Here is a 22,081-nt window from a genome sequence, read left to right on the forward strand (position 1 = left end):
ACGCGGTCAGCAGGCGCGGGGCACGTGCGCCTTACGCCGCGTCCTCGTCCAGGTCCACTTCGGTCGCCGAGGCCACGACTTCACGCGAATCGTAGTAGCCGCAGGCGCCACAGACGTGGTGCGGGCGCTTCAGTTCGCCGCAGTTCGGGCATTCGTTGGGGTTCGCGGCGACCAGCGCGTCATGGGCGCGGCGCATGTTGCGGCGCGAGCGGGTGGTACGGTTCTGCGGAACGGCCATTTTACAACCTCGGGCTTGTCAGGGACACGCCCCTGATCTTCTTGCGAAAATCACACCAGGCCCCGAGTCGGACGGGGCCGGTGCGACCTGTCTTGCGAGGCGCGGAAAATAGCCGGATTCTGGCCGGGCGCAAGCCCTAATCCGCGTCGCCTCCGCCAAGCTTGCCGCGCAAGGCGGCCAGGCCGGCAAAGGGCTTCAACGCCTCGTCGCGCAAGGGCTCGACCCCGGGGGCGGCAAAGACCGCCTGCCCCAGTTCGGCGCCGGGTGCGCGCGGGTAATCGGGCAGCGCCAGGGCCAGCGCCTCGGCCAGCACGGCGTTCAGGTCCAGCACCTCGGGCATCGGTTCGCGCGTGTCGTCCTCGGGCATCTCGATTTCGTCGCCTTCGGGTTCGACCCAGTCGGCGACATAATGCCGGGTCACCGGCACGTCGATGCGCGCCGGAACCGGCTGCAGCGTCACCACGCAGGCCTGCACCGCCTCGGCCTGCAGACGCGCGTCGAGCGCCACATCCGACCGGCCGACCGGGCGCAGCTCGCCCGCCAGGCGCACCGAGTCCAGCGCCAGCAAACCCAGATCCTCCGCCAGTGCCGCCCGCGCCGCCGCATCGGGAGCAAGGTCGAACCTGCGGCGCCGGTTCCCGGCAAGCTCGGCGGTGCGGATCAGGGTCGGGTCGGTCATGCGGGGGCCTCGCTGTGGCGGTGTCCTGCGCTGTCATGCGGCGGCGGCTTGAACCAGGGCGCATCCTTCTGTAAGCCGGATAGGAGGCTTCGGCGGGCAAGGCAAGAGGACGCAATGGGATCGGCGGCACCGCGTGTGCGCATGGCACTGTTTGGGCTTGCGTTGGTCGCCCTGGGCGCCTGCACGGAAATCGTGCGGAACCACGGCTACACCCCTTCGGAAGAAGACCTGGCTACGATCGCCGTGGGCAAGGACACGCGCGATACGGTGGCCTTCAAGGTCGGGCGCCCTTCCGCCGGTGGGCTGATGCAGGATGGCGGCTGGTATTACGTGCAAAGCCGCTGGTCTCATCGCGGTGCCAGCGCCCCGAAAGAGGTCGACCGTCAGGTCGTCGCCGTCAGCTTCGATCCGCGCGGCCGCGTCAGCAACATCGAACGGTTCGGGCTGGCCGACGGGCAGGTTGTGGCGCTGTCGCGTCGCGTGACCGATACCAACATCAAGGGCATCGGCCTGATCCGGCAGCTGATGGGCAACCTGGGCCGCTTCAACCCCGGGCAGTTCGTGCGTCAGGGCCTGTAAGCGTCGTGGGGCCGCGCGCCGGCGCTCAGCGCCGCTGCATGAAGCCGGCCAGCCGCTCCAGCCCCTCGGCGATGTCCGAAGTGCTGCGCGCATAGGAAAACCGCAAGGTCGTGCGCCCCCGGGCAGGGTCGAAGTCGAGCCCCGGGGTCACGGCGACGCCGGCGCGGTTCAGGATATCGGCGGCCAGCACGCGGCTGTCGGATGTCAGGTCCGAAACATCGGCATAGATGTAGAACGCGCCGTCGGGCGGCGCTATACGTGCGAACCCGGCGCGCGGCAGCCCTTCCAGCATCAGGCGGCGGTTTTCGGCATAGACGGCGCGGTTCGCCTCCAGCTCGGGCGTGCAGTCCAGCGCGGCCAGCGCGGCCACCTGGCTGGCGTGCGGCGGGCAGATGAACATGTTCTGGGCCAGACGCTCGATCCGGCGGATCTGCGCCTCGGGCACCACCATCCAGCCGATCCGCCAGCCTGTCATCGAGAAATATTTCGAGAACGAGTTGATGACGCAGACATTGTCGGTAACCTGCAGCGCCGAAACCGCAGGCGCCCCGTAATGCAGGCCGTGATAGATTTCGTCCGAAATCAGCGCGAGCCCGCGCGCGGCGCAGGCACCGGCCAGCGCCGCCAGTTCCGCCTGCCCCAGCATCGTGCCGGTCGGATTGCCCGGAGAGGCCACGATCAGCCCGGACAGCCCTGCCGGCAGCAGGTCGGGCGTCGGCTGGAACCGGGTTTCCGGCCCGGTCGGGATGCCGACCGCCTGCACCGACAGCGCCTTGAGGATGTGGCGATAGCTCGGATACCCCGGCAGGCCCAGCCCCACCGCGTCGCCGGCGTCGAAAAAGGCGGAAAACGCCAGCAGGAAGGCCGCCGACGACCCGGCGGTGACGATCACCCGGTCGGGGTTCAGGTCCACGCCATACCAGCGGCGGTAAAGCTGCGCGATGCCCTGCCGCAAGGCCGGCAACCCCAGCGCCACGGTATAACCCAGCGGGTCGCGCTCCAGCGCCGCGGCCACGGCGGCCCGGGCGCCGGCGGGCGCCGGGGTGCCGGGTTGGCCGACTTCCATGTGGATGATCCGGCGCCCCTGCGCCTCCAGCGCACGCGCGGCCTCCATCACATCCATCACGATGAAGGGATCGACTTCGCCCCGGCTTGAAACCCGCATCGACTTCTCCCATGGTGCCGCGCAACGGCGGCTTCCTGCCTGCACCGCGGGTGCGGGTCAAGGGCCGCACATCTTGCCGGAGTTTCCCGATGCGTCTGTTGCCCGCCGCCGCCTTGTGCCTTGGTCTTGCCAGCCCCGCCGCGGCGCTGGACCTTTCGGCGATGTCCGATACCGAGCGCGCGGCCTTCGGCGAAGCGGTGCGCAGCTATCTGCTGGAAAACCCGGGCGTGCTGATGGAGGCGATCGCCGTTCTGGAACAGCAGCGCGAGGCCGATGGCGCCGCGCGCGACCTTGCGCTGCTGCGCGACAATGCGCAGGCCATCTTCAACAGCACCGACGACTGGGCCGGCGGCAACCTGGCCGGCGACATCACCGTCGTCGAGTTCGTGGACTACCGCTGCGGCTATTGCCGCAAGGCGCATGACGAGGTGGCGCAACTGGTCGCGGGCGATGGCAACATCCGCTTCGTGCTCAAGGAATTTCCGATCCTGGGCGAGGATTCGCTGACCTCGTCGCGCTTTGCCATCGCGGTGCGGCGCCTGGCGGGCGACGATGCCTACAAGCAGGTGCACGACGTGCTGATCGCGCTGAAGGGCCCGGTGGACGATGCGGCGCTGTCGAAACTGGCCGCGGCGCAGGGGTTGGATATGGCGGCCGTCCGCGCCGAAATGGGCAGCGAGGCGGTGGCCGGCATCATCCGTGCCAACCACGAACTGGCCAGCAAGCTGGACATCAACGGCACCCCGACCTTCGTCATCAAGGAAACGATGGTGCGCGGCTATGTGCCGCTGGACGGCATGCGCCAGATCGTCGAAGGCCAGCGCCGCAAGAACTGACCCGGGCGAAGGCGCCCGATGTTAGCGCACGAACGTTAGCGCAAACCGCAGCCTCAACGGAACTGTTTGCGTTAACGCCATGAAAACGTGCGGTTTTCGGCCTTTCGGCGCGCGGTGTTCCGGTGTATGCGATGCGGGTTCCACAAGCCGTCGGAGTCGCGCATGACCATTACCATCGGGATCAACGGGTTTGGCCGCATCGGCCGCTGCACCCTGGCGCATATCGCCGAAGCCGCGCGCAACGACGTGCAGGTGGTGGCGATCAACGCCACCGGCCCGATCGAGACCAACGCCCACTTGCTGAAATACGACAGCGTGCACGGCCGCTTTCCCGGAACCGTCCGGGTCGAGGGCAACACGCTGGACCTCGGCCGTGGCCCGATCCGGGTGATGTCGACCTACAACCCCGAAGAGCTCGACTGGTCGGGCGTCGATGTGGTGCTGGAATGCACCGGCAAGTTCAACGACCGCGACAAGGCCGCCGTTCACCTGACCCGCGGCGCCAAGCGTGTGCTGGTTTCGGCCCCGGCCAAGCGCGCGGACAAGACCGTGGTTTACGGCGTCAACCACCGCCAGCTGCTGCCCGAACACCTGGTGGTGTCGAACGGGTCGTGCACCACCAACTGCCTTGCCCCGCTGGCCAAGGTGCTGAACGACACCATCGGCATCGAATCCGGGATCATGACCACGATCCACAGCTACACCGGCGACCAGCCCACGCTGGACCGTCGCCACAAGGATCTGTACCGCGCCCGCGCCGCCGCGATGGCGATGATCCCGACCTCGACCGGCGCGGCCAAGGCCCTGGGCGAAGTGCTGCCCGAACTGGCCGGCCGGCTGGACGGCAGCGCGATCCGCGTGCCGACCCCGAACGTCTCGGCGGTGGACCTGACCTTTGTCGCCGGCAAGGACGTGACGGTCGAGGATGTGAACAGCATCGTGCGCGAGGCGGCGTCCGGCTACATGGGCATGGTGATGGCCTATGACCCCGAACCCAAGGTCTCGATCGATTTCAACCACACCACGCAGTCGTCGATCTTTGCCCCCGACCAGACCAAGGTGGTGGGCAAGCGCACCGTGCGCGTGCTGGCCTGGTACGACAACGAATGGGGTTTCTCGGCGCGCATGGCCGATGTGGCCGCCGCGATGGGCCGGCTGATCTGAACCTTTCCGCATCCACGGAAGAAGGGGGCCCTTGCGGCCCCCTTTTCGCTGCGGTCTAACTCGGGCAGGATTTCGCCGGCAAAGGGCTGCCCTGATGACCGACCGACTTGCCATCATCCTCGGCCTGCTGATCCTCGGCGGGCTGGTGCTGGACCTGACCTTCGGGCTGGGCATCGCGCTGTTCCTGGCGCGGCGGTTCGCCGATCTGGTCGAATGGGCGGCCTTCTGGCGCTGAGCGTCAGCGCGCGGCCAGCACCGCCGAAACCGGCGCCAGCGCCAGCTGGCTTGCGCGCCCCTCCAGCGCCCATTCCAGCAAGGCCGTAACCGTTTCGGGGCGCAACCGGCCGATCACTACCGCCAGGCCGTCTTGCTGCGCCTTGAACGCGGCGCGGTCCAGATAGCGGCGCATCACCGGCACGGCTTCGCCCGCGGCGTCGAGATCGCGAAAGATCGTGGCGGCGGGCAGGCCTTCGCGCCGGGCCACCTGGTCGGCGGCATTGAGCCCGCGATCCCAGGTGACCAGCCCGAAGCCGCGTGCCTGCAGCGCCGGCACCAGCGCCGCGGCAGCGCTGCGGTCGCCTTGCAGGCCGCCGGTGGCGGGATCGACCAGCGCCAGCGCCTGTGGAAAGGCAGAACCCAGCGCCTCCAGCGCGACCTCGTAATCGCCGGGTCGCCCGCGCGCCGGCAAGGCGCTGGCCAGCAAGGCGACCTCCTGCCCCGCCGCGCGCCACAGGCTTGCGCGCGCCGCCGCATCGGGGGCCGTCGGGTCGATCACCAGCGTGATGGGCAGGTCGCCAGCGGCCAGCGCCGGCAGATCGACCGGCGCGCCCGGGTCGTCAAGCAACAGGATGGCGAAGGGCGGCTTGCCATCAGGGTTGGAAAACGCGCGGGCATTGCGCACCAGCGCCGCCGAAACCTCGGCGGTTTCCGGCGCAGCACCTTCGGGCAAGGCCGGGCTGGCACCGATCCGCGGCAGGCGGTCGGCACGCACGCCATCCACCGCCCCCCCGAACCCCGGTTGCGGGCGTGCGGGGGGCAAGGCGGGGGCGGGGGCCTCGGCGGGCGGCGATGCTTCGGCGGTTTCGGGCAGCGCAGATTCGGGGGCCGGCGGCAGGACTTGCGGCCCGCGCGGTGCCGGATCGGCCCCCGCAACGGCAGGCGGCACCGCCGGCAGCGTCGGGGCGGTTGCGGCATCGGGCCGCGGCAGCGCGGGCGCAGGCGGGGATTGCGGCGCGGGCGGTGCCGGTTCGGGCGCTGTCTGCGCCTGCGCCGGCAGACCGGGCGCTTCGGCCGCACCAGGCACGGCCTCGGCAACAGGCGCCGTGGGCGGTGCGGCAGCCGGCGCAGGCGCCGCAAGGGCATCGGGCCCGGGCAGCACCGCCGGTGCTGTGCCGGGCGTGGGCTGCGGCCCCTGATCGGGCGCCGCGGTTTCGGCCGGGGGGGCAGGTTCCGGCCTGGGTTCGGGCAGCGCCGCGACCACGGGTGGCGGGGCCGTGGGCGCCTCGGTTACGGCGGCCTCGGTTTCCTCGGGTTCTGCGCCCGCGGGTTCGGGTGCCGAGGCTTCGGGCGCTTCCGGCGCCGAAGACGCGGGGGGTGCGACAGGTTGCCCGGAGGCCGGGGCCGTGGCGGCTTCGGGGGCGGGGCCTCTGGCGCCGGGCAAGGGTGTCAGCAACGAGGCCGACGCCGCCACGACGACCAAGGAAACCAGTCCCCAGAATACCCCCGACAGCACACCCCGGATCACCCTGCACTCCTTCTGCCCGCCTGCCCGGTCGATGCCGCCGGGTTCGGTGCCGGCCGGTCTTGACGCCCGCCCCGCGCTCCGCGCATCTATAGCGCGTCATGTTGCGGGGTTCACCCCCCGAAAACGCCGCGCAAGGCGGCCATACCACGGGGCCCGGTCCATGATCCTGCTGATCGACAACTACGACAGCTTCACCTTCAACCTTGTGCATTATTTCGGCGAACTGGGGGCCGAGGTGCGCGTCGTGCGCAACGACGCGCTGGATGTGCAGGCGGCCATGGGCCTGCGCCCCGACGCCATCGTGCTGTCGCCCGGGCCGTGCGACCCCGACCAGGCCGGCATCTGCCTGCCGCTGACGCTGGCCGCGGCCGAGGCGCGGGTGCCCTTGCTGGGCGTGTGCCTTGGCCACCAGACCATCGGCCAGGCCTTCGGGGGCAAGGTCGTGCGCGCGCCGCAGATCGTGCACGGCAAGACCGACCTGATGCACCACAAGGGCCAGGGCGTGTTCGCCGGCCTGCCGACGCCGGTGCGCGCAACCCGCTATCACTCGCTGGTCGTCGAACGGGCCAGCCTGCCCGACTGTCTGGAAATCACCGCCGAAACCGGCGACGGGCTCATCATGGGGCTGCGCCACCGCAACCTGCCCATCGAGGGCGTGCAGTTCCACCCCGAATCCATCGCTTCGGAACATGGCCACGCCATGCTGCGCAATTTCCTGACCCAGACGAGCATCCCGGCATGAGCCTTGCCCTGAAACCGCTGATCGCCGCCGCCTGCACCCGCCCGCTGTCGCGCGCCGAAGCCGAGCAGGCCTTTACCATCCTGTTCGGCGGCGAGGCGACGCCGGCGCAGGTCGGCGGGCTGCTGATGTCCTTGCGCACCCGCGGCGAAACGGTGGACGAATACGCCGCCGCCGCCCATGTGATGCGCAGCAAATGCGTGCCGGTACGCGCGCCCGAAGACGCCATCGACATCGTCGGCACCGGGGGCGACGGCAAGGGCACGCTGAACATTTCCACCGCGGCCGCGCTGGTGGTGGCAGGGGCGGGCGTTCCGGTGGCCAAGCACGGCAATCGCAACCTCAGTTCCAAATCCGGCGCGGCAGATGCGCTGACAGAGCTGGGGCTGAACGTGATGGTCGGCCCCGATGTGGTCGAACGCTGCCTGCGCGAGGCCGGCATCGGCTTCATGATGGCGCCGATGCACCACCCTGCCACCCGCCACGTCGCCCCGGTTCGGCTGGAGCTTGGCACGCGCACGATCTTCAACATTCTCGGCCCCCTGACCAACCCGGCCGGCGTGCGCCGCCAGCTGTCGGGCGCGTTTTCGGCCGAGCTGATTCGTCCGATGGCCGAAACGCTGGGGCAACTCGGGTCGGTCCGGGTCTGGATCGTGCATGGCGGCGACGGCACCGACGAACTGTCGATTGCCGCGCCCTCGCATGTGGCGGAACTGCACGGCGGCGTGGTGCGGGAATTCACGGTTGCGCCCGACGACGCCGGCCTGCCCTGGCACCCGTTCGAACACCTGCTGGGCGGCACGCCGGCAGAGAACGCCGCCGCCTTGCGCGCGCTGCTGCAAGGCCAGACCGGCGCCTACCGCGATGCGGTGCTGCTGAATGCCGCGGCGGCGCTGGTGGTGGCCGAGCGCGCCGGCGACCTGAAGGAAGGGGTCGAAATCGCGCGCGAGTCCCTCGATTCGGGTGCGGCCCGCAGCCGGCTGGAGCTGTTGCGCCAGATCGCGCCAGCGGCATGACGCGGCCCGAGCCGCCTGCACCCTGGGCGCATCTGCCGTTCTTTCACGACACCTGGCCCGCGCTTTGGCAACGGCTGGAGGCGGCGCCGCCCTGGGCCCCTGCCCCCGACCGGCTGTTTCGGGCGCTGGCGCTGACCCCGCCTGCCGCGGTCCGCGTGGTGATCCTGGGCCAGGATCCCTATCACACGCCGGGGCGCGCCACCGGGCTGGCCTTTGCCTTCCCGCCCGGCACACCGCCGCGCGATTCGCTGCGCAACATCCTGATCGAGGCCGCGGCCGACACCGGCGCCACCCCGAACCCGGAACTGACCGGCTGGGCACGGCAAGGCGTGCTGCTGCTGAACACCGTGCTCAGCGTGCCGCTAGGGCAGGCGCATGGCCACAAGGGCTGGGGATGGGAGGCGCTGACCGAACAGGTCTTGCACCATCTGGCCGCAACCGGGCCGCGGGCCTTTCTGCTGTGGGGGGCGCCGGCCCAGCGGCTGTGCCGTGCCTTGCCGCGCAATGGCCACCTGTTCGTGGAAAGCGCGCACCCTTCGCCGCTGTCGGCCCGGCGGGGTTTTTTCGGCTCGCGCCCGTTCAGCGCGGCGAACCGCTGGCTGGCCGCGCGCGGGCAAGCCGAAATCGACTGGTCGGCCTGAGCCTGCCGGGAAAACGCCTGGCGACCGCGCCTTTCCTTCGCTCGGCGCCCGGGTTACGACTGATCGAAAGGAGGCCCGCCATGACCACCATCCTCGACCGCATCAAGGCCTACAAGCTGGAGGAAATCGCCGCCGCCAAGGCCGCGCTTCCGCTGTCGGACCTGCAGGCCCAGGCAGCCGCGGCACCGGCGCCCCGGGGTTTTGCCGCCGCCTTGACCCGGGCTGCCGCGCAAGGCTGGGGGCTGATCGCCGAAATCAAGAAGGCAAGCCCTTCCAAGGGGCTGATCCGCCCCGATTTCGACCCGCCCGCGCTGGCCCGCGCCTATGAAACCGGCGGTGCCGCCTGCCTTTCGGTTCTGACCGACGCGCCCTCGTTCCAGGGCGCGCCCGAATACCTGACCGCCGCGCGCGAAGCCTGCACCCTGCCCTGCCTGCGCAAGGACTTCCTTTACGACCCCTGGCAAGTGCTGGAGGCACGCGCCTGGGGGGCCGACTGCATTCTGGTCATCATGGCCTCGGTCGATGACGGGCAGGCGATGGAGCTGGAAGCCGCCGCGATGGACCTGGGCATGGACGTGTTGATCGAGGTCCACAACGCGGCCGAGCTGGAGCGGGCGACCCGGCTGAAATCGCCGCTGATCGGCATCAACAACCGCAACCTGCACACGTTCGAGCTGAACCTCGACACCACCCGCAACCTGTCGCGCCGCGTGCCCGAGGATCGGCAGGTGGTGGCGGAATCGGGGCTGTTCACCCCCGACGACCTTGCCGACATGGGGCGCTACGGCGTGCGCCGGTTCCTGATCGGGGAATCGCTGATGCGCCAGGCTGATGTTGCCGCGGCCACTGCAGCGCTGCTTGCCAACCCGCTGACGGCACAGGGAGGGATCTGATGCTGACGCATTTCGACGCGCAGGGCCGCGCGCACATGGTCGATGTCTCGGACAAGCCATCGACGGCACGCACCGCCGTTGCCGCCGGCGAAGTGCGCATGCAGCCCGAAACCCTGGCGCTGGTCACCGAAGGGCGTGCCGGCAAGGGCGATGTGCTGGGCGTGGCGCGGCTGGCCGGCATCATGGCCGCCAAGCGCACCGCCGACCTGATCCCGCTGTGCCACCCGCTGCCGCTGACCAAGGTGACGCTGGACCTGGTGGCCGACCCCGCCTTGCCGGGCGTGCGCATCGAGGCCACCGTCCGCACCGCCGGGCAAACAGGGGTCGAGATGGAGGCGCTGACCGCCGTGTCGGTCGCGGCCCTGACGGTCTACGACATGCTGAAGGCGGCCGAAAAATCCATGCAGATCGGCAACATCCGGCTGCTGATGAAAGAGGGCGGCAAATCCGGCCGCTACGACGCGCCATGATCCCGGTGGCCGAGGCGCTTGCGCGCGTTCTGGCACTGGCAAAGCCCTTGCCGGCCGAGGCGGTGCCGCTGGCGCAGGCCGCCGGCCGGGTGCTGGCGGCCGATGCGCTGGCCTTGCGCGACCAGCCGCCGTTCGCCGCCGCCGCGATGGACGGATACGCCGTCGCCGGCGAGGTGCGCCCGGGTCAGGTTCTGCGCGTCACCGGCACGGCGCAGGCCGGCGCCGCCTTTGCCGGCCGGGTCGGCGCGGGCGAGGCCGTGCGAATCTTCACCGGCGCCCCGGTGCCGGAAGGCACAACCCGCATCGTCATCCAGGAAGACGTGGTGCGCGACGGCGACCGCATCACCTTGCAGGAGGGGCTGGATGCCGGCCCCCATGTCCGCCCGCGCGGGTTCGACTTTGCCGCCGGGTATCGCCACGCGGCGCCGCGCCGGCTGAAACCTGCCGACCTGGCCTTGCTGGCCGCGATGAACTGCGCGGCCCCCGTTTGCGCGCGCCGCCCGGAACTCGCGCTGATCGCCACCGGCGACGAACTGGTGATGCCGGGCGAGGCGCCGGGCCCCGACCAGATCGTCGCCTCGAACCTGTTTGCGCTGAAGGCGATGGCTGAGGCCGAAGGCGCCCGGGTGCGTTTGCTGCCCATCGCGCGCGATACCGAAGCGGCGCTGGCCGAAGTGCTGGCACTGGCCGAAGGCGCCGACGTGGTTGCCACCATCGGCGGCGCTTCGGTGGGCGACCACGATCTGGTGGCGCGGGTGGCCGGGGCCCGCGGGCTCGAGCGCGCCTTTTACAAGATCGCCATGCGGCCCGGAAAGCCGCTGATGGCCGGGCGGCTCGGGAATGCGGTGATGCTCGGTCTGCCAGGCAACCCGGTGTCGGCCATCGTCTGCGGGCATCTGTTCCTGCTGCCGTTGCTGCGCGCCTTGCAAGGCTTGCCCGACCCTGGCCCCACATTGCGCCGCGCACGGCTGGCGCGCGACCTGGGCCCCAACGGCCCGCGTGCCCATTACATGCGCGCCAAGCTGACCCCGGCCGAAGGGCTGCCGCGCATCGACCCCTTTGCGGGGCAGGACAGCGCCTTGCTCGTGCCCTTGGCAGCGGCGGACGCGCTGCTGGTGCGCCCCATCGGCGAAGGCCCGCGCGCCGCGGGCGACGAGGTGGACTACATCCCCTTGTAGTCATCCCGGGCGTTGACACAAAACAGGAACAGTGACAGAACATAAGGAACACAACCTCGCTGGGGGCCGGCATGCTGACGCGCAAGCAAATGGAACTGCTGGATTTCATCCGCACCCGCATGGGCACTGACGGTGTGCCGCCCTCCTTCGACGAAATGAAGGATGCGCTGGACCTGAAGTCGAAATCCGGCATCCATCGGCTTATCACCGCGCTCGAAGAACGCGGCTTCATCCGGCGGCTTGCCCACCGCGCGCGCGCCATCGAAATCGTGAAACTGCCCGAAGCGATGGAAAGCGGCGGGTTTCGCCCGCGCCTGGTGGCCGAAGCCGCCCCTCCGCCTCCGCCGCCGCGCGGTGCCTTGGCCATCGAGCCGGTGCATGCGCTGGAACTGCCGGTGATGGGCCGGATCGCCGCCGGTGTCCCGATCGAGGCGATTGCCCATGTCTCGCACCACGTCGCTGTTCCCGGCAGCATGCTTTCGGGCAAAGGTCAGCATTATGCGCTGGAGGTGAAAGGCGACTCGATGATCGAGGCCGGCATCAACGACGGCGATATCGTGGTGATCCGCGAGCAGACCACGGCCGAGAACGGCGATATCGTCGTGGCGCTGGTCGAGGATTCCGAGGCGACGCTGAAACGGTTCCGCCGCAAGGGCAACATGATCGCGCTGGAGGCGGCGAACCCCGCCTATGAAACGCGTCTGCTGCCCGACCATGCGGTCAAGGTGCAAGGGCGCCTCGTAGGCCTGATCCGCACCTACTGATCGGGGCCGGGGCAACCTAGCCCGCACCGCCGTTCAGGGCGCGGCTGCCAGGCCCGGGCGCGGCGCGGGTGTCGACCGCGCTTCGGCAAAGGGGTGGGCCATCGGGGGCGGCCGGCTCGCCCGGGCGAAAAGTTGCGTTTCCAAGGTTTCCAGCCAGTCGCGCGGTGTTGGCGCCTCGCCTCGCGCCCGCGACGGCCGCGGCGACCAGCGGCGCGCCCGGTCGGGGCGCGTTGCCGCAAACCGCCAGCCGCCGGTTTCATCGCTTTGCACCGCCAGCGGGCCGGTCTGGGCCAGCAAGGTCTGGTCGATGACAAGGCAACCCTCGGGCACCTGTCGGGCCGGTGCTGCAAGGATCACGATCGCGACCTCGGCACAAACGGCCGGCAGGCGCCCCTCGGCCCCTTTGCCCGTCAGATGGGCCCCCGCAACGCCGTCCAGCCAAAAGCGCCTGTCGCCACGCCCCCCCGCAAACCCGGGGCGGGCGGCGGCCTGTTCCTGGCTGACGCGGTCGCCGTCGTTTTCCAGCCAGACCTGCGCGGCAAATCCGTTTCCGCGCGGCAAGGACAGCGCCCGGCCTTGCGGCCCCATCAGCCCGACCAGCCCGCCATCCGCCGCGATCAGCAAATCCGGCCTTGTGCCCGCCTGCCACAGGAACAAGGCCAGACCCAGCGGCACGACCCCCACAAGCCGCAGCCGCCCGCGCAAGAGCACCAGCGCAAGGCCACCAACCGCGACCAGGGGCAGGACGGCCGCGCCGGCCTGCGGCACCAACGTTACAGCACCTGGCCAGGAGGCCACCTCCTGCGAAACCGCGAGGATCCAGCCGCAGCCAAGCCCCAGCGCCCACAGCGCGGGTTGCGCCAGGCCCAACGGCGCCAGCATCGCCGACAGCACCCCTGCCGGCATCACCAAAACCCCCATCACCGGCCCCGCCGCCAGGTTCGCCACCAGGCCATAGTCCGAGAAGCGGTTGAAATGCACCGCCGCGAACGGCGCCGAGGCAAAACCCGCCACCAGCGACGATACCACCAGCACCGCGACCGGCCGCCCCCAAGCCGGCAGCCGCAACAGCATCCTGTGGTCGTGCAGCGCACCGAAAGCGGCCACCAGCGCAGCCGTGGCACCGAATGACATCTGGAAACCCGGCTCGGCCATCGCCTCGGGCTGCACCAGCAGCAGGATCAGCGCGGCAATCGCCACCGAGCGCAAGGATATCGCGCGGCGATCCACCAGCACGGCGCCCAGCATCACCGCCACCATCACAAAGGCGCGGGTCGTGGCCACATCGCCCCCCGACAGCAGCAGGTAAAAGGCCGCCGCCGCCAGCGCGACCACGGCCGCCAGCTTTTTCGTCGGCAGGCGCAAGGCAACGGGCGGCACCAGCGCCAATCCGAGGCGGACCGCAAAGAACACGAACCCGGTCAGCAACCCCATGTGCATCCCCGAGATCGACACGAGGTGATACAGGTTCGAATCGCGCAGCGCCTGCGTCGTCGCCTGATCGACGCCGGATCGGTCGCCCGTCAGCATGGCGGCGGCAAAGGCACCGGGGGGGCCGGGAATGGCCGCCTGCAAGGCTTGCGACAGGCGCATCCGCAACTGGCTGAGCGCCAGCTCCAACCTCGGGGGCGGCCCCTGGGCCAGCACCGGCGTTCGGGTATAGCCGACGGCACCAAGGCTGCGAAACCAGGCCATGCGCTGAAAATCGAAGCCTCCGGGCTCGACCGGGCCATCGGGCGGCGACAGATGCGCCGTCATCATCACGCGCAGGCCGGGGATCGGGTCCACGAAGCCCTGATCCCCGTGCAAGGCAACCCGCACACGGGCCGGGGTCCGTTCGGGCGGCACACGTTCCAGCACCACGCGGTCCAGCGTCAACCGGGGCTTGTCGGCCTGCGAACGGTCGATCTCCACGATGCGGCCTTCGACGGGGCCGTAGTATCGGAACCCCAGCACCGGCCCCGCGACCCGGTCGGACCGTGCGCCGATCGAGAGAAACCCCACCGCCAGCGACACCAGCGCGGCCCCGAGCGGCAGCGTCACCACCCCCTGCCGGCCCCACAGCCCCAGCCCCGCCACCGCAAGACCGAAGGCACCCACATAGGCCGCCGGGCCCGGTTCGCCCGGCCAGGCCAGCCACAGCGCGATTCCCAGACCCATGCAGACCGGCACCCACAGGAACAGGCGCCCGCGCTCTGCCGCCAGCCATGCGCCGACCCCGCCCACTTGCCGCGCCCCTTGCGATTGCCTAGACAGGGCGCGAGCCTAGCGGCTCATGGTTTCCAGAAAGTTAATCCGAAAGGCACGCCCATGCCCGGCCCCGCCGACCGCCCTGTCGTGACCCGCTTTGCGCCTTCGCCGACCGGCTATCTGCACATCGGCGGCGCAAGGACGGCGCTGTTCAACTGGCTGTACGCCCGCGGCCGGGGCGGCCGGTTCCTGCTGCGCATCGAGGATACCGACCGCGAACGGTCCACGCCGCAGGCGACGGAAGCCATTCTGCAAGGCCTGCGGTGGCTGGGGCTCGACTGGGACGGCGAGGCGATCAGCCAGTTCGCCCGCGCCCCGCGCCATGCCGAAGTGGCGCACGAAATGCTGGCCCGCGGCCGCGCCTACAAGTGCTTTGCCACCGCCGCCGAAATCGACGCCTTCCGCGAGGCGGAAAAGGCCGCCGGGCGCTATCCGGTGTTTCAGAGCCCCTGGCGCGATGCCGACCCGGCGACCCACCCCGACGCGCCCTATGCCATCCGCATGAAGGCGCCACGCACCGGCGAAACGGTGATCCGCGATGCGGTGCAAGGCGAAGTGCGAGTGCGCAACGACCAGCTGGACGACATGATCGTGCTGCGCTCGGACGGCACGCCGGTCTACATGCTGGCGGTGGTGGTGGACGATCACGACATGGGGGTCACCCATGTGATCCGCGGCGACGACCACCTGAACAACGCCGCCCGTCAGCAGATGGTCTATGACGCGATGGATTGGGACGTTCCGGTCTGGGCGCATATACCGCTTATTCACGGGCCCGATGGCAAGAAGCTGTCGAAACGGCACGGAGCGGTGGGGTTGCACGAATACCAGGGCATGGGCTACCCGGCGCAGGCGATGCGCAACTACCTGTGCCGCCTGGGCTGGGCGCATGGCGATGCCGAGTTCTTCGGCGATGCCGAAGCCCTGGCCTGGTTCGACCTTCCGGGAATCGGCCGTGCCCCCGCCCGGCTGGATTTCAAGAAACTGGAAAACCTGTCGGGCCAGCACATCGCCGCGATGGACGATGCCGCGCTGCTGCACGAATTGCAGGCATTTCTTGCGGCCACGGGCCAGCCGCCCTTGACGCCGTTGCAGACAGACCTGATGGCCCGCGCCATGCCCAGCCTCAAGGAACGGGCGAAGACTTTCCCGGAACTGCTTGATAAGGCGGCCTTCCTGATGCAGGCGCGCCCGATCGTGCCCGACGCGAAGGCCAGGGTGGCGCTGGATTCTGTATCCCGTGGTATACTGCGCGAATTGACGCCGCGCCTGCAAAATGCTAGCTGGAACCGCGAGGCGCTGGAGGCCGAGGTAACGCAGGTTGCCGCCGACCACGGGCTCGGGATGGGCAAGATCGCCGCCCCGTTGCGGGCCGCGCTTTCGGGCCGCACCGTGTCGCCCAGCGTCTTTGACATGATGCTGGTCATCGGTCGCGACGAAACACTCGCGCGGCTGGCGGAGGCAGCGGACTGGCCGGAAACGGCCTGACCCCTTCGCCACCCGGGCACGGCTTTTGCCGGGGCGCCCGCCCCGGCCCGCAGAAGAGGGACGACAATGCAGACGCCGATCAAGACCGCCAGGCTGACCATCGACGACAAGACCTACGACTTGCCGATGTATCGCCCCACGCTCGGGCCCGATGTCGTCGATATCGGCAAACTCTATTCCCAGGCCGATGTCTTTACCTTCGACCCCGGCTTCACCTCGACCGCGGCCTGCGATTCGACCATCACCTACATCGACGGCGACAAGGGCGAACTGCTGTATCGCGGCTATCCGATCGAACAGCTGGCCGAACAGTCGCATCACCTCGAAGTCTGCTACCTGCTGCTTTACGGGGAACTGCCGACCAAGGCGCAACTTATCGACTTCGAAAAGCGGGTGACGCGGCACACGATGGTGCATGAACAGATGCACTATTTCTTCCGCGGGTTCCGCCGCGACAGCCACCCGATGGCCACGATGGTGGGCGTGGTGGGGGCGATGTCGGCCTTCTACCACGACAGCACCGACATTTCCGACCCCTGGCAGCGCGAGGTCGCCGCGATCCGCATGATCGCCAAGATCCCGACCATCGCGGCAATGGCCTACAAGTATTCCATCGGGCAGCCCTTCGTCTATCCGAAGAACAGCCTCAGTTATGCCGGCAACTTCCTGCACATGTGCTTTGCCGTGCCTTGCGAGGAATACGTGGTCTCGCCGATCCTGGAAAAGGCGATGGACCGCATCATGATGCTGCATGCGGACCATGAGCAGAACGCCTCGACCAGCACGGTGCGGCTTGCCGGGTCTTCGGGGGCCAACCCGTTCGCCTGCATCGCGGCCGGCATCGCCTGCCTCTGGGGGCCGGCGCATGGCGGCGCCAACCAGGCCTGCCTGGAGATGCTGCGCGAGATCGGCACCGTGGACCGCATCCCGGAATACATCGCCCGCGCCAAGGACAAGAACGACCCCTTCCGCCTGATGGGCTTCGGCCACCGGGTCTACAGGAACTTCGACCCGCGCGCCAAGGTGATGAAGGAATCCGCCGACGAGGTGCTGGGCCTGCTGGGGATCGAGAACAACCCGACGCTGCAGGTCGCCAAGGAGCTGGAGCGGATCGCGCTGGAAGACGAATACTTCATCTCGAAAAAGCTCTACCCGAACGTGGACTTCTATTCCGGCATCATCCTCGATGCCATGGGCTTCCCCACCTCGATGTTCACGCCGATCTTCGCGCTGTCGCGCACGGTGGGCTGGATCTCGCAGTGGAAGGAAATGATCGCCGACAAGAACCAGAAGATCGGCCGCCCGCGTCAGCTGTACATCGGCGCGACGCAGCGCGACTACGTGCCGGTCGAAGGCCGCGGCTGACCGGGTCGCAATGGCGAAACGGCAAAGGGGGCCTTGCGGCCCCCTTTTTCATTCGGTGCGAGGCTGCGACCGCGGGCCGGGCAACCGATGCATCGACAGCATCAGCGTGCCCGCTGCGAGGCCGGCCAGACCTGCCAAGCCCCCCAGAAGCAGGGTAAGCAGCCCCAGCAGCGGCACACCCGTTGCCACCAGCAGCAGCCAACGGCGGCTTGCGCCGGGCCCCGGCGGCCGGGTGCAGGCCTGCAAGGCCACAAGCAGCCAGGCCAGCGCGCCCAATCCCACCAGCACCATCGTCTTACGACGCCCCGGAAATGGCACCGCCGCGATCCGCGTCGGCGGTCACGATGCCAACCGCTGCGGCAAGGCGTTGGCCCAGGCCGAGATCGTGCCCGCGCCCAGGCACACCACCATGTCGCCCGGCCGCGCCTGTTCGCGCACCAGCCGCGCCAGATCGGCCTCGTCCAGAATGGCCCGCGCGTGGCGATGCCCGTGGGCAATGAGCCCTGCCACCAGATCGTCGCGGCTGGCACCGGGGATCGGGTCTTCGCCGGCGGCATAGACTTCGGCAATGGCCACCACGTCGGCCTCGTTGAAGCAGGTGCAGAAATCCTCGAACAGATGGCTGAGCCGGGTGTAGCGGTGCGGCTGGTGCACGGCGATCACCCGGCCTTTGGTCGCCTGCCGGGCGGCGCGCAGCACGGCTGCGATTTCCACCGGATGGTGGCCGTAATCGTCGATGATGGTGATGCCGTTCACCTCGCCGACCCTGGTGAAACGGCGGTTCACCCCGGCAAAGCCGGCCAGCGCCGCGCGAATATCGTCGCCTCGCATCCCGAGGTGCCGCGCGACCGCCACCGCCGCCAGCGCGTTCGACACGTTGTGATCGCCCGGCATCGGCAAGGAGCACCCCTCGATCCAGGCGCCGTCGCCTTCGCCTTGCAGCAGGATGTCGAAATGCGCGGTACCGTTTTCGTAGGTCAGCCCCACGGCGCGCACATCGGCTTGGGCGTTGAACCCGAAGGTGACGATGCGCCGGTCGGTGACGCGCCCGACCAGGGCCTGCACCTCGGGGTGGTCGGTGCAGCAGACGGCCAGCCCGTAGAACGGTATGTTCGAGACGAAATCGGTGAAGCCCTTGCGCAGCGCGTCGAAGCTGCCCCAGTGCTCCATATGCTCGGGGTCGATGTTGGTGACGATGGCGATGGTCGCCGGCAGACGGTTGAAGCTGCCGTCGCTTTCGTCGGCCTCGACCACCATCCATTCGCCAGCGCCGGCCCGGGCGTTCGAGCCATAGGCATGGATCACGCCGCCGTTGATGACGGTCGGATCGAAGCCGCCACGATCCAGCAGGGTCGCCACCATCGTGGTGGTGGTGGTCTTGCCGTGGGTGCCTGCGATGGCCACGTTGGACTTGAGCCGCATCAGTTCGGCCAGCATCTCGGCCCGCCGCACCACGGGCAGCTTGCGCCGGCGCGCCTCCTCGAGTTCCGGGTTACCCTTCTTGATCGCCGACGACACCACAACCACCGCCGCCTGGCCCAGGTTTGCGGCCGACTGGCCTTCGAAAAAGGTGGCGCCCAGCTCGACCAGCCGGTCGGTGATCTTGCTGGCCTTGGTGTCGGACCCCTGCACGGTATAGCCCAGCGTCATCAGCACCTCGGCAATGCCCGACATGCCGATCCCGCCGATGCCGACAAAGTGGATGGGGCCAAGCTCGTGCGGCAGTTTGGTGGCGGGACTCATGGAACGGGGACTCCGGCAAGTTCGAGGACAAGGGCAGCCAGCGCTTCGGCCGCATCCGGGTGGCTCTGGGCCAGGGCGGCGCTGGCCATGCGGCTGGCAAGCTGGGGCTGGGTCAGGATGGCGGCCATCTGTTCGGCCAAGGCAGCCGGCGACAGCGCGGCCTCGGGCATCAGCACGGCTGCCCCGGCCTCGACCAGACCGCGGGCATTGGCGGTCTGATGGTCGGCGGTCGCGGCCGCGAAGGGGATCAGAATTGCAGGGCGCCCGATGACGGAAATATCGGCGACGGAGCTTGCCCCCGAACGCGAGATCACCAGCTGCGCTTCGGACAACCGGCGCGGGATGTCGGCAAAGAACGGCTCTACCTCTGCCCGGACCCCGGCCTGGGCATAGGCCTCGGTCACGCGGGCGGCATCCTCGGCCCGCGCCTGATGGGCGACGCGCAGGTTGGCCCGCACCGCCTCGGGCAGCGCGGCAACCGCCGCAGGCACCACGTCCGACAGGATGCGCGCCCCCTGGCTGCCGCCGATGACCACAAGGCTCATCGGATAGTCGCCGGGCGGGATGTAGGCGGCACCGGCCCGGTCGCGCACGGCGGCCCGCACCGGGTTGCCGGTCGGCACGCCTTGCACACCGGACGGCAGGGTCGTGGGCCATGTGCCGCAGGCGAAGCGATCGACCCGACGGGCGAACAGCGTGTTGACCCGACCGGGGATGCCGTTCTGTTCGTGGATCATGCGCGGAATGCGCAAAAGCGTTGCCGCAGCCAGCGCCGGAATGGAAGGATAGCCGCCGAACCCCACCACCACCGCCGGCCGGTCGCGCCGCATCGACAGGGCCGCGCCCAGCACCCCGCCCGCGATCCGCAGCGGTACCAGCGCCTTGGCCACCACGCCGCCACGCGCAAAGGTGGCCGAGGCCACCTGTTCCACCGCAACCGCCCCGGGGAACCCGCCGGCATAGCGCGCCCCCCGCGCGTCGGTCGAAAGCTTGACCCGCCAGCCGCGCGCCAGCATCGCCTCGGCCAGGGCCTGCGCGGGGAACATGTGCCCGCCGGTGCCGCCGGCGGCAATCAGCAGCAAGGGCATCACGTCACCGCCCTCGCCGCAGCAGATGATCGCCAAGTTCGCCTTGCGGCCGAATCCGGGTCAGCGCCAGCAACGCGCCGACCGTCAGACCCGCAGCCACCACCGACGACCCGCCGTAGCTGACGAAGGGCAGCGTCATCCCCTTGGTCGGCAACAGGCGCACCGCAACCCCCATGTTGACCATCGCCTGCACGGTAAAGATGCAGACCAGACCCGCCCCGCCCAGACGCGCAAAGGGATCGCGCTCGCGCATCAGGCGCAGCAACGAGCGCACGAGAATGGTGCCGTAAAGCAGGATGATCACCGAAACAAGCACGAGGCCATATTCCTCGGCGGCGACGGCGATGATGAAATCGGTATGTGCATCGGGCAACTGCCATTTCACCTGGCCTTCGCCGACGCCGGTGCCGAAGAAGCCGCCGTTCTGGATGGCGGTCGTGGCATAGCCGATCTGGGTGCGCGGGTCGATTTCGGCGGCCAGAAAGCCGTTGATGCGCCCGGCGAAATGGTCCGAGCTGTTGTAGGCCACCGTCGCGCCGGCAGCGATCAGGCTGCCCACGACCATCAGCAGCTTCATCGGCGCACCCGAGACGAAATAGACCACGCCCCAGCCGAACAGCACCAGCGCCGTCTGGCCGAAGTCGGGTTGCAGCACCAGGAGAGACGTGACAATGACCAGCAGCCCGAACGACCACGCCCTGCCCGGCGGGCCGCCGATATCCTGCGCGGCCGCGATCAGCCAGGCCGAGACGATGACGAAACCGGGCTTGAGGAACTCGGACGGCTGCACGGACCCGATGCCCAGGCTGAACCAGCGCACCGCCCCCTTGCCGTAGTTGGTGCCGAAGAACGGCAACAACATCAGCCCGATCAGCGCCACCAGGAACAGCACCGTGCCCAGTCGCCGGATCTGGCGCGGGTCCAGCATCGATACCCCGACCATCGCCAGGATCCCCGCCAGACCGAACCCCAGCTGGCGTTGCACATAATGGAACGACGGCAGGTTGTTGCGCGCGGCCAGAGGGACCGATGCGGCCAGCGCCAGCAACAGCCCGATCGAGAACAACGCCAGAACCGCCCCCATCGACCATTTGTCGATCGTGCGCCACCAGCGCGGAAGAACGGGTTCCCCTGCCCGGATAGGCAGGGTGCCATGCACCATTTCCGTCATTGCCGTCCGCCTGTGTCTTCGTTCTTGTTTCCGGGGCCTGCACCCCGCGTTTTCTGCCCGCCCGTGCCCGGGTCTTGGTCGCAGAATACCGCGGTGTCCCCGATTTTGCCAGCGCAAACCCGAATCCGGCTGCGGGTCGGCGAGATATGGCAAATGATGGACAAAAGGTTGAAATTGTGCCGCCGCCCCCCATATTCGTGCAGGTGTCTGCGGGGTGTGAAGCAAGATGTCATAAGGGTTTTTCCGAAGCCATGCAGATGCTGCATGACTGGCATTCCCAAAAGGGAATACCGAATCGTCGCGGAAAGGTCATATTCGGCGGACGTCTGCGGACAGACCAATCACAATGAAAACGACGGAAGATCAAGGACGACGAAATGGCTGATTTCGTTGATGGTAGCGCCTTCAACTTCGAGCAGGGCCAGCGCGCACGCAAGCTCTTTGCGGCTGTCGTGCTTGCGGCACTGGACGACGCAATTGCAGACGACAAGAAGTATGGCAACGGTCCCGACCAGATCGCCCGCTGGGCGCGGTCGCGCGACGGGCGCGAAGTGCTGTCTTGCGCCGGCATCGACCCGAACGAACGTGTCGTGAAGGGCCTGATGGAATTCGTCGCCAAGGGCGTGCGCACCTCGGTCGCGCTGTCGCGCGAAGAATCCGAACGCCGCGCCGCCTTGGAAGCGGATCAGGCCGAAGCCGCCTGAGACACCGGCACAAGGCGGATCCAATGCGGATCGACGCGCCGGGCACCGCCCGGCGCGCTTTCGTTTTGCGGGTCAGGCTATTCCGCGGGCGGTCAGGGCACGCGCTATTTCCGAACGCACCATCTTGCGCAGGTTCCGGGTCACACGCTCGCCCATCGGGCCTTGC

At 69.1% G+C, this 22,081-nt stretch carries 23 protein-coding genes; 14 read left to right on the forward strand and 9 right to left on the reverse strand.

The window, feature by feature from the left end; all coding sequences use genetic code 11:
- Nucleotides 1-31: 31 nt before the first annotated feature.
- Together rpmF and ACK4S2_RS05600 are read right to left on the reverse strand one after the other, a co-directional pair.
- Nucleotides 32-238: a 50S ribosomal protein L32 gene (gene rpmF / locus ACK4S2_RS05595; RefSeq protein WP_409621311.1), complete on the reverse strand. Its 207-nt coding sequence runs from the start codon at nt 236-238 to the stop codon at nt 32-34.
- Between the two features lie 136 nt (nt 239-374).
- A complete protein-coding gene (locus ACK4S2_RS05600) occupies nt 375-917 on the reverse strand; it encodes a YceD family protein (protein ID WP_409621314.1) in 543 nt (180 codons plus the stop codon).
- Between the two features lie 141 nt (nt 918-1,058).
- Here ACK4S2_RS05600 and ACK4S2_RS05605 point away from each other — a divergent pair, with 141 nt between their 5' ends.
- Nucleotides 1,059-1,496, forward strand: a complete 438-nt coding sequence (locus ACK4S2_RS05605; protein ID WP_409621316.1) for an outer membrane protein assembly factor BamE — start codon at nt 1,059-1,061, stop codon at nt 1,494-1,496.
- 25 nt (nt 1,497-1,521) lie between these two features.
- Here the strand turns inward: ACK4S2_RS05605 and ACK4S2_RS05610 are convergent, their stop codons facing one another.
- A complete protein-coding gene (locus tag ACK4S2_RS05610) occupies nt 1,522-2,661 on the reverse strand; it encodes a pyridoxal phosphate-dependent aminotransferase (RefSeq protein ID WP_409621318.1) in 1,140 nt (379 codons plus the stop codon).
- Nucleotides 2,662-2,750: 89 nt separating this feature from the next.
- On the opposite strand from ACK4S2_RS05610, the gene ACK4S2_RS05615 reads away from it, so the two are divergent.
- The 3 genes from ACK4S2_RS05615 (at nt 2,751) to ACK4S2_RS05625 (ending at nt 4,896) form a co-directional block, all read left to right on the forward strand.
- Complete coding sequence (locus ACK4S2_RS05615) at nt 2,751-3,497, forward strand: DsbA family protein (protein WP_409621321.1); 747 nt, start codon at nt 2,751-2,753, stop codon at nt 3,495-3,497.
- A gap of 162 nt (nt 3,498-3,659) precedes the next feature.
- Entirely contained in the window at nt 3,660-4,661 is a 1,002-nt protein-coding gene (gene gap, locus ACK4S2_RS05620) for a type I glyceraldehyde-3-phosphate dehydrogenase (protein WP_409621323.1), read from the forward strand.
- Nucleotides 4,662-4,755: 94 nt separating this feature from the next.
- Nucleotides 4,756-4,896 (forward strand): hypothetical protein, encoded by a 141-nt coding sequence (locus ACK4S2_RS05625; RefSeq protein WP_409621325.1) that lies wholly within the window; start codon nt 4,756-4,758, stop codon nt 4,894-4,896.
- A 3-nt stretch (nt 4,897-4,899) separates the two neighbouring features.
- Here the strand turns inward: ACK4S2_RS05625 and ACK4S2_RS05630 are convergent, their stop codons facing one another.
- Nucleotides 4,900-6,405 (reverse strand): divergent polysaccharide deacetylase family protein, encoded by a 1,506-nt coding sequence (locus ACK4S2_RS05630; RefSeq protein WP_409621327.1) that lies wholly within the window; start codon nt 6,403-6,405, stop codon nt 4,900-4,902.
- Nucleotides 6,406-6,565: 160 nt separating this feature from the next.
- On the opposite strand from ACK4S2_RS05630, the gene ACK4S2_RS05635 reads away from it, so the two are divergent.
- From ACK4S2_RS05635 to lexA, 7 genes are all read left to right on the forward strand, one after another.
- The gene (locus tag ACK4S2_RS05635; RefSeq protein ID WP_409621329.1) at nt 6,566-7,147 is read left to right on the forward strand and encodes an anthranilate synthase component II; all 582 of its coding nucleotides are present in this window, start codon (nt 6,566-6,568) and stop codon (nt 7,145-7,147) included.
- Complete coding sequence (gene trpD, locus ACK4S2_RS05640) at nt 7,144-8,160, forward strand: anthranilate phosphoribosyltransferase (protein ID WP_409621332.1); 1,017 nt, start codon at nt 7,144-7,146, stop codon at nt 8,158-8,160. Before ACK4S2_RS05635 ends, trpD begins: the two co-directional genes overlap by 4 nt.
- Nucleotides 8,157-8,801: a uracil-DNA glycosylase gene (locus ACK4S2_RS05645; RefSeq protein WP_409621335.1), complete on the forward strand. Its 645-nt coding sequence runs from the start codon at nt 8,157-8,159 to the stop codon at nt 8,799-8,801. Before trpD ends, ACK4S2_RS05645 begins: the two co-directional genes overlap by 4 nt.
- Before the next feature lie 80 nt (nt 8,802-8,881).
- A complete protein-coding gene (trpC, locus tag ACK4S2_RS05650; protein WP_409621338.1) occupies nt 8,882-9,694 on the forward strand; it encodes an indole-3-glycerol phosphate synthase TrpC in 813 nt (270 codons plus the stop codon).
- Nucleotides 9,694-10,164 (forward strand): cyclic pyranopterin monophosphate synthase MoaC, encoded by a 471-nt coding sequence (gene moaC, locus ACK4S2_RS05655; protein WP_409621341.1) that lies wholly within the window; start codon nt 9,694-9,696, stop codon nt 10,162-10,164. Before trpC ends, moaC begins: the two co-directional genes overlap by 1 nt.
- Nucleotides 10,161-11,342 (forward strand): molybdopterin molybdotransferase MoeA, encoded by a 1,182-nt coding sequence (locus ACK4S2_RS05660; protein ID WP_409621344.1) that lies wholly within the window; start codon nt 10,161-10,163, stop codon nt 11,340-11,342. The genes moaC and ACK4S2_RS05660 overlap by 4 nt, the downstream gene beginning before the upstream one ends.
- Before the next feature lie 71 nt (nt 11,343-11,413).
- Nucleotides 11,414-12,106 carry a transcriptional repressor LexA gene (gene lexA, locus ACK4S2_RS05665; protein ID WP_409621347.1) on the forward strand — a complete coding sequence of 231 codons (693 nt, stop codon included), beginning with the start codon at nt 11,414-11,416 and terminating at the stop codon, nt 12,104-12,106.
- Nucleotides 12,107-12,139: 33 nt separating this feature from the next.
- Here lexA and ACK4S2_RS05670 read toward each other — a convergent pair whose 3' ends face one another.
- Nucleotides 12,140-14,332, reverse strand: a complete 2,193-nt coding sequence (locus ACK4S2_RS05670; RefSeq protein ID WP_409621350.1) for a ComEC/Rec2 family competence protein — start codon at nt 14,330-14,332, stop codon at nt 12,140-12,142.
- An 84-nt stretch (nt 14,333-14,416) separates the two neighbouring features.
- On the opposite strand from ACK4S2_RS05670, the gene gltX reads away from it, so the two are divergent.
- Complete coding sequence (gltX, locus tag ACK4S2_RS05675) at nt 14,417-15,844, forward strand: glutamate--tRNA ligase (RefSeq protein WP_409621353.1); 1,428 nt, start codon at nt 14,417-14,419, stop codon at nt 15,842-15,844.
- Nucleotides 15,845-15,910: 66 nt separating this feature from the next.
- On the forward strand, nt 15,911-17,209 hold the full coding sequence (gene gltA / locus ACK4S2_RS05680) for a citrate synthase (protein ID WP_409621356.1): 1,299 nt from the start codon (nt 15,911-15,913) through the stop codon (nt 17,207-17,209).
- 48 nt (nt 17,210-17,257) lie between these two features.
- Here the strand turns inward: gltA and ACK4S2_RS05685 are convergent, their stop codons facing one another.
- From ACK4S2_RS05685 to ACK4S2_RS05700, 4 genes are read right to left on the reverse strand one after another with little or no spacing between them, the layout of a single operon-like run.
- The gene (locus tag ACK4S2_RS05685) at nt 17,258-17,500 is read right to left on the reverse strand and encodes a hypothetical protein (protein WP_409621359.1); all 243 of its coding nucleotides are present in this window, start codon (nt 17,498-17,500) and stop codon (nt 17,258-17,260) included.
- A 48-nt stretch (nt 17,501-17,548) separates the two neighbouring features.
- Nucleotides 17,549-18,952, reverse strand: a complete 1,404-nt coding sequence (gene murC / locus ACK4S2_RS05690; protein WP_409621361.1) for a UDP-N-acetylmuramate--L-alanine ligase — start codon at nt 18,950-18,952, stop codon at nt 17,549-17,551.
- Entirely contained in the window at nt 18,949-20,040 is a 1,092-nt protein-coding gene (locus tag ACK4S2_RS05695; RefSeq protein ID WP_409621364.1) for a UDP-N-acetylglucosamine--N-acetylmuramyl-(pentapeptide) pyrophosphoryl-undecaprenol N-acetylglucosamine transferase, read from the reverse strand. The genes murC and ACK4S2_RS05695 overlap by 4 nt, the downstream gene beginning before the upstream one ends.
- 4 nt (nt 20,041-20,044) lie before the next feature.
- The gene (locus ACK4S2_RS05700) at nt 20,045-21,211 is read right to left on the reverse strand and encodes an FtsW/RodA/SpoVE family cell cycle protein (RefSeq protein ID WP_409621366.1); all 1,167 of its coding nucleotides are present in this window, start codon (nt 21,209-21,211) and stop codon (nt 20,045-20,047) included.
- Between the two features lie 377 nt (nt 21,212-21,588).
- On the opposite strand from ACK4S2_RS05700, the gene ACK4S2_RS05705 reads away from it, so the two are divergent.
- The gene (locus ACK4S2_RS05705; protein WP_409621369.1) at nt 21,589-21,915 is read left to right on the forward strand and encodes a DUF6280 family protein; all 327 of its coding nucleotides are present in this window, start codon (nt 21,589-21,591) and stop codon (nt 21,913-21,915) included.
- The last annotated feature ends 166 nt before the right edge of the window (nt 21,916-22,081 follow it).

Source organism: Gemmobacter sp., from assembly GCF_046292685.1.
Classification (GTDB): Bacteria; Pseudomonadota; Alphaproteobacteria; order Rhodobacterales; family Rhodobacteraceae; genus Wagnerdoeblera.

Excerpts from the sequence above, each read along its gene's own strand:
- rpmF (WP_409621311.1), bottom strand. The coding sequence starts at position 238 with ATGGCCGTTCCGCAGAACCGTACCACCCGCTCGCGCCGCAACATGCGC.
- ACK4S2_RS05600 (WP_409621314.1), bottom strand. The coding sequence starts at position 917 with ATGACCGACCCGACCCTGATCCGCACCGCCGAGCTTGCCGGGAACCGG.
- ACK4S2_RS05605 (WP_409621316.1), top strand. The coding sequence starts at position 1,059 with ATGGCACTGTTTGGGCTTGCGTTGGTCGCCCTGGGCGCCTGCACGGAA.
- ACK4S2_RS05610 (WP_409621318.1), bottom strand. The coding sequence starts at position 2,661 with ATGCGGGTTTCAAGCCGGGGCGAAGTCGATCCCTTCATCGTGATGGAT.
- ACK4S2_RS05615 (WP_409621321.1), top strand. The coding sequence starts at position 2,751 with ATGCGTCTGTTGCCCGCCGCCGCCTTGTGCCTTGGTCTTGCCAGCCCC.
- gap (WP_409621323.1), top strand. The coding sequence starts at position 3,660 with ATGACCATTACCATCGGGATCAACGGGTTTGGCCGCATCGGCCGCTGC.
- ACK4S2_RS05625 (WP_409621325.1), top strand. The coding sequence starts at position 4,756 with ATGACCGACCGACTTGCCATCATCCTCGGCCTGCTGATCCTCGGCGGG.
- ACK4S2_RS05635 (WP_409621329.1), top strand. The coding sequence starts at position 6,566 with ATGATCCTGCTGATCGACAACTACGACAGCTTCACCTTCAACCTTGTG.
- trpD (WP_409621332.1), top strand. The coding sequence starts at position 7,144 with ATGAGCCTTGCCCTGAAACCGCTGATCGCCGCCGCCTGCACCCGCCCG.
- ACK4S2_RS05645 (WP_409621335.1), top strand. The coding sequence starts at position 8,157 with ATGACGCGGCCCGAGCCGCCTGCACCCTGGGCGCATCTGCCGTTCTTT.
- trpC (WP_409621338.1), top strand. The coding sequence starts at position 8,882 with ATGACCACCATCCTCGACCGCATCAAGGCCTACAAGCTGGAGGAAATC.
- moaC (WP_409621341.1), top strand. The coding sequence starts at position 9,694 with ATGCTGACGCATTTCGACGCGCAGGGCCGCGCGCACATGGTCGATGTC.
- ACK4S2_RS05660 (WP_409621344.1), top strand. The coding sequence starts at position 10,161 with ATGATCCCGGTGGCCGAGGCGCTTGCGCGCGTTCTGGCACTGGCAAAG.
- lexA (WP_409621347.1), top strand. The coding sequence starts at position 11,414 with ATGCTGACGCGCAAGCAAATGGAACTGCTGGATTTCATCCGCACCCGC.
- gltX (WP_409621353.1), top strand. The coding sequence starts at position 14,417 with ATGCCCGGCCCCGCCGACCGCCCTGTCGTGACCCGCTTTGCGCCTTCG.
- gltA (WP_409621356.1), top strand. The coding sequence starts at position 15,911 with ATGCAGACGCCGATCAAGACCGCCAGGCTGACCATCGACGACAAGACC.
- ACK4S2_RS05685 (WP_409621359.1), bottom strand. The coding sequence starts at position 17,500 with ATGGTGCTGGTGGGATTGGGCGCGCTGGCCTGGCTGCTTGTGGCCTTG.
- murC (WP_409621361.1), bottom strand. The coding sequence starts at position 18,952 with ATGAGTCCCGCCACCAAACTGCCGCACGAGCTTGGCCCCATCCACTTT.
- ACK4S2_RS05695 (WP_409621364.1), bottom strand. The coding sequence starts at position 20,040 with ATGCCCTTGCTGCTGATTGCCGCCGGCGGCACCGGCGGGCACATGTTC.
- ACK4S2_RS05700 (WP_409621366.1), bottom strand. The coding sequence starts at position 21,211 with ATGACGGAAATGGTGCATGGCACCCTGCCTATCCGGGCAGGGGAACCC.
- ACK4S2_RS05705 (WP_409621369.1), top strand. The coding sequence starts at position 21,589 with ATGGCTGATTTCGTTGATGGTAGCGCCTTCAACTTCGAGCAGGGCCAG.